This is a genomic window from Glycocaulis sp., assembly GCF_052168375.1.
In the GTDB taxonomy this organism is placed as follows: Bacteria; Pseudomonadota; Alphaproteobacteria; order Caulobacterales; family Maricaulaceae; genus Glycocaulis.
The window spans coordinates 1-4862 of the sequence record NZ_JBQLZR010000259.1; the positions used below are offsets into that span (position 1 = coordinate 1).

4 protein-coding genes are annotated in these 4862 nt (G+C 63.3%); 3 read left to right on the forward strand and 1 reads right to left on the reverse strand.

Annotation, left to right across the window (positions count from 1 at the left end):
• Nucleotides 1–2181 (forward strand): TonB-dependent receptor (locus ACTS2Z_RS10585; protein ID WP_442573175.1); only part of this gene is annotated, 2181 nt, incomplete at its 5' end.
• Nucleotides 2182–2246: 65 nt separating this feature from the next.
• Here ACTS2Z_RS10585 and ACTS2Z_RS10590 read toward each other — a convergent pair.
• Nucleotides 2247–3197: a winged helix-turn-helix transcriptional regulator gene (locus ACTS2Z_RS10590; RefSeq protein ID WP_442573176.1), complete on the reverse strand. Its 951-nt coding sequence runs from the start codon at nucleotides 3195–3197 to the stop codon at nucleotides 2247–2249.
• A 159-nt stretch (nucleotides 3198–3356) separates the two neighbouring features.
• Here ACTS2Z_RS10590 and ACTS2Z_RS10595 point away from each other — a divergent pair, with 159 nt between their 5' ends.
• Entirely contained in the window at nucleotides 3357–4337 is a 981-nt protein-coding gene (locus tag ACTS2Z_RS10595; protein ID WP_442573177.1) for an NAD(P)H-dependent flavin oxidoreductase, read from the forward strand.
• Nucleotides 4318–4862: carotenoid oxygenase family protein (locus tag ACTS2Z_RS10600; protein ID WP_442573178.1), on the forward strand; the 545-nt coding region annotated here is incomplete at its 3' end. The genes ACTS2Z_RS10595 and ACTS2Z_RS10600, both read left to right, overlap by 20 nt.

Below are 4862 nucleotides of genomic sequence, written 5' to 3' on the forward strand. Positions count from 1 at the left end.
CGCGTATCGGTTGGCGCCATGGCGCTGACCGGTGCGCTCGCCTCGGCAGGGACGGCTATGGCCCAGTCCGCCGAGATCATCACCGTGACATCGCAGCGCCGCGAACAGTCAGTGCAGGATGTGCCGGTGGCCGTGACGGCGTTCAGTGCGGCGGACTTGCGCGATTCCTCGATTGACGGGGTGGAGGGCATTGCCGAGCGCACGCCGGGCTTCACCATGACCCGGTTCAATATCGGCGAGCCGCAGCTCTATATTCGCGGCATCGGTTCGACGTCAGATTCTGCGGCCGGTGACCCGTCCGTCGCCGTGTCCATCGACGAGGTCTATATCGGCCGGGCCGGCGGCGGCGCGCTCAGCTTCTTCGACATCGAGCGTGTCGAGGTGCTGCGCGGTCCGCAAGGCACGCTCTACGGCCGCAACGCGGCTGGCGGCGCTGTGAACATCATCACGGCGCGTCCCGACATGACGCAGACCTTTGGCGAGTTCACCTTCGGCTATGGCGATTACAACGATCAGCTCGTCAGCGCCGTCCTGAACGGTCCGCTTGGCGAGACGGCAGCCGGGCGCCTTGCTTTCCTCTACCAGTCCAATGACGGGTATTCGGAAAGTGTGCCGTCAGGGGCCGATCTTGGCGGGTCGAGCACCTGGGGTGTTCGCGGCTCGATCGCGTGGGATGCCGGCAACTGGAGCTTCCTCGCACAGGCTGACTATGCCAGCGATGAAACGGACGGACAGGCCCGCGTGCCAGTGCCCGGTCCCAATACCAACCCGGCTTTCATCCCGCTGATTGGCGGTATCCGGGCAGGTCTCAATGAGCGTCAGAGCTTCTCTGATCCCGACACCTTCCAGGAACGTGACAGCTTTGGTGTCCTCCTGCGCGCAGACACGACTCTGGGCGATATGGACTTCACCTCGCTGACCTCCTACCGGGGGCTGGAATTCTCCTGGTTTGACGATCTGGGCGGTCTGCCCACGCCGCCTTACGTGCTGCGCGTGGAAGACATCAACCAGGACGAGGCCTGGCAGTTCACGCAGGAATTCCGCCTGTCACAGACGCTGGGCAACGGGGCTTTCTGGGTGGCTGGTCTCTACCTCTTCCACGAGGAAGTTGACCGCAATGAGCGCTTTATCGTCGATGCGCGCGCGCCGCTGCCCGCCATTGCATCGGGTGATGTGACCTTCTTCCAGGATGCCACGAACCAGTCTGCGGCGGTCTTCGCACAGATGACGCTGCCGCTGGCCGATACGCTCAACCTGACGGTTGGCGGACGCCTGACCTATGACTCCAAGGAGATATTCGCCCGCGGTGTCGACAATGCGACGCCGGGTGGTCCTTTCCCGGGCATCCCGCTCGGCCCGCCCCCGGGCGTGGCCTATCCGGCAGGCGCATCGGGCAGCGAAAGCTGGACCGAGCCGACCTGGCGTCTCGGCCTCGACTGGCGCCCTTCGGACAATGTGATGTTCTACGCATCCTATGACCGGGGCTACAAATCGGGACTCTACCCCAGCCAGGCGCAAAGCGCGGCGCAGGCCACCACGGCGCTTGATCCGGAAATCCTCGACAATTTCGAGGTGGGGATGAAGTCCACCTTCGCGGACGGTCGCGGCATCTTCAACGTCGCCGCCTTCTATACCGACTATCAGGACCTGCAGGTCTATGAGCTTCTGGGTCTGGCCCTGTCCACCTCGAACGCGGATGCGGAAATCCGCGGCGCCGAGGCGGAGCTGGCTTTCCAGCTTACCGAGAATCTCGAGATCGGCGGCTCCTATGCCTATCTCGATGCCCAGTACACCTCCGACGCGGTCTCCGCGCTGGGCGTGCTGCCCTATAATGGCAACCAGCTTACCCGGTCGCCCGAGCAGCAGTTCAACGTCTACGCCGCTCTCGAAGTGCCGGTGGCATCGGGCACGGCACGCGCGCGCGTCGACTACAACTGGACCGGTGACTATTATTTTGATCCGTCCAATGCGCCTGAAACATTGGTTGACGCCTATGGTACGGTCGATGCCCGCCTGAGCTGGGGGCCGGACAATGCCAACTGGGACATCTCGCTGTGGGGCCGCAACCTCACTGACGAGCTCTACCCCAGCCACATCATCAAGAACCTCGATATCGGGTTCACCGTCTTCGCACCGCCGCGCACGTTCGGCGCGCAGTTCCGGATGCGTCTGGGCGGCTAGACTTACGGGGGGATGGACGCTGTTCCGTCCGGGGGCGGCACCTCTTTGGGGGGTGCCGCCCCTTTTTATTGCTGGCCGGCGCTGATCGCCGCGCGCTCGCTGGAGCTTAGCGCCGGTACGGGACGCACGCTGCGCGGATCGATTTCCGCGCCGGTTACCGCATTGCGCAAAACGGGGATCACTGTCTTCCCCGTGCTCTCGGAGACCAGTTCGACAGGCAGCTTGCCCGGTTCGCACAGCCATCGTGCGCCCCAGGCAAAGAACGCAAGGACGGTCGGATAGAGCGCGAGTCCGCGCTCTGTCAGGACGTATTCAAAGCGTTCAGGACGTTCCTGATAACGCTTTCGGGCCAGAATCCCGTGCGAGACGAGGCCATCGAGGCGGTCGGCCAGCACACTCGTCGAGATATCCAGTGTCCGGATGAACTCGTCATATCGGCGTATCCGGTAAAAGCAGGCCGCGAGAACCAGATTGGTCCAGTAATCGCCGAAAAGCTCTATCCCGAGCTCGATCGGCTTTCCGCTGGCGCGCATGGCAGGCTGCACTCTCCGGCGCCGCATCTCTTTCAGCGCCGGGGCGCGCGTCGGCACCGGACCGGGCTGCGGCATGACATCACCTGGCACGATGGCAGCCTGCGGGTTTTCGCCGGCCATGACCGGTTCGACCGGATCGGCACCCTCACGCGTAACCAGGCGAATCGCACGGGCCGGGTCGGCGCGCGGCGACCACTCCTGCTCCCAGAAGATCAGCATGATAGCCACGCCATAGAGATCGCGGCCCATCGCAGTCAGCACATACTCATAGCGTGCCGGGCGTTGCTGATAGGGTTTGCGGATCAACAGCCCCGCATCGGTCAGTGTCTTCAGGCGGCGCGCCAGAACGCTGCGGGCAATCGCCAGACGTTCCAGCCAGTCATCGAAACGGCGCGCACCGCGAAAGGCCTCACGCAGAATCAGCATGGTCCAGGCCTCTCCCACCACGTCCATGGCGTGGGAAACCGGATTGTTCTGAATCATCTGCTTGAGGCGGGCATCCATCCCCGCACTAGAAACAAAGCCAAACCATTAGGCAAACGTGCTTGCGGGGTTGAGGCGGCGCGCAAAACCGGCTAGAGTTAGTTTCACTAACAAAGTGACCCTTCCGTGCTTAGCACCGGTCCTGACGAAAGGCACCCCTTGACCCGACTGCCTGAAAGCCTAGCCCGACGCCTGCGCCTGCCATTGGTGGTAGCGCCGATGTTTCTCGTGTCCGGGCCTGACATGGTTCTGGCGGCGTGCCGGTCGGGCGTGATCGGCTCGTTTCCCGGACCCAATTGCCGCACGATCGAGGATGTCGAGGCCTGGATGAAGGCTATCAGCGACGGGCTGACCGGGGATGATGCGCCCTGGGCCTACAACATGATCTGTCATTCCTCCTATCCGCGCTTTGACGCGGAGCTGGAACTGGTGCGGCGCTATCAGCCGCCCATCGTCGTCACGGCGCTTGGCGGGCCGCATCGGGTGGTCGAGGCTGTGCATGCCTATGGCGGGCTGGTCTTTGCCGATGTGAACACGGTGGAGTTTGCCGCCAAGGCGGCCTCGACCGGTGTTGACGGGCTGGTGCTCGTCTGCGCTGGCGCAGGCGGTCATACGGGACAGGTTGCCAACGTGGCGTTCATCGAGGCGGTGCGCGGCTTCTTCGACGGGATCATCGCCGTTGCAGGCGGTATCTCGACCGGCCGCGGTATCCGCGCAGCCGAGGCCATGGGCGCCGACCTTGCCTATATGGGCACGGCCTTCATCCCGGCCGAGGAAAGTCTTGCGCATCCCGATTACAAGGACATGGTCGTGCGTTCTGGAGCGTCTGACATTGTCGTGTCGGCCTCGGTCACAGGCGTGCCGGCAAGCTGGCTGAAGGAAAGCCTGAAACGCTCCGGGCTTGACCCGGAAAACCTGCCCGAAAAGGGCAGGGTCCAGTTTGATGATCCGTCGATAATCCTGAAAGGCTGGAAAGATGTCTGGTCGGCCGGACAGGGTGTCGGATCGGTAAATGCCGTCGAGCCAATGCGTACAATCGTTGCGCGGCTTGCAGGTGAATATGGTTTGCATGAGGACGGTCGTGCCATGGCCCGTCCCGGTATGGAAAGGAGTGCTCACGATGAACGCCCCGGTGCCTGAGTCCAACGGACGTATGGAGCGCGATGCGCCTTCATGGCTGGCCGATATCGACAATGCTTACCTGCGTGGCCTGTATGCGCCGGTCGCGCATGAGACGACTGCCGACGCGCTGAAAGTTATCGGCGAGATTCCCGCCGACCTGTGCGGCGCCTATATGCGCAACGGTCCCAACCAGGTCTATCAGCCGAAATCCAAGCATCACTGGTTTGACGGTGACGGGATGGTCCACACCATCGCCTTCAAGGATGGCAAGGCGAGCTATCGCTCGCGCTTTGTGCGTACGGCGCATTTCCAGTCGAACGCTGCGCGCGGCCAGGAGCAATGGCCGGGCTATATGGGCCACCCTGATCCGAATGCGCCTGCGGGCGCAGGATCGGATGGCTGGCTGAAGGATTCCGGCAATACCGATCTCATCCTGCACAATGGCGAAGTTCTGGCTCTCTGGTACCAGGCCGGTGTTCCGGTCCGGCTGGACCCTGCGACCGGCGAGACGCTGGGCGAGCAGACCTGGGGCGGCGCGCTGAC

What these genes read in the sequence shown, in the direction of transcription:
- ACTS2Z_RS10590 (WP_442573176.1), bottom strand. Translation starts at nt 3,197, where the DNA reads ATGATTCAGAACAATCCGGTTTCCCACGCCATGGACGTGGTGGGAGAG.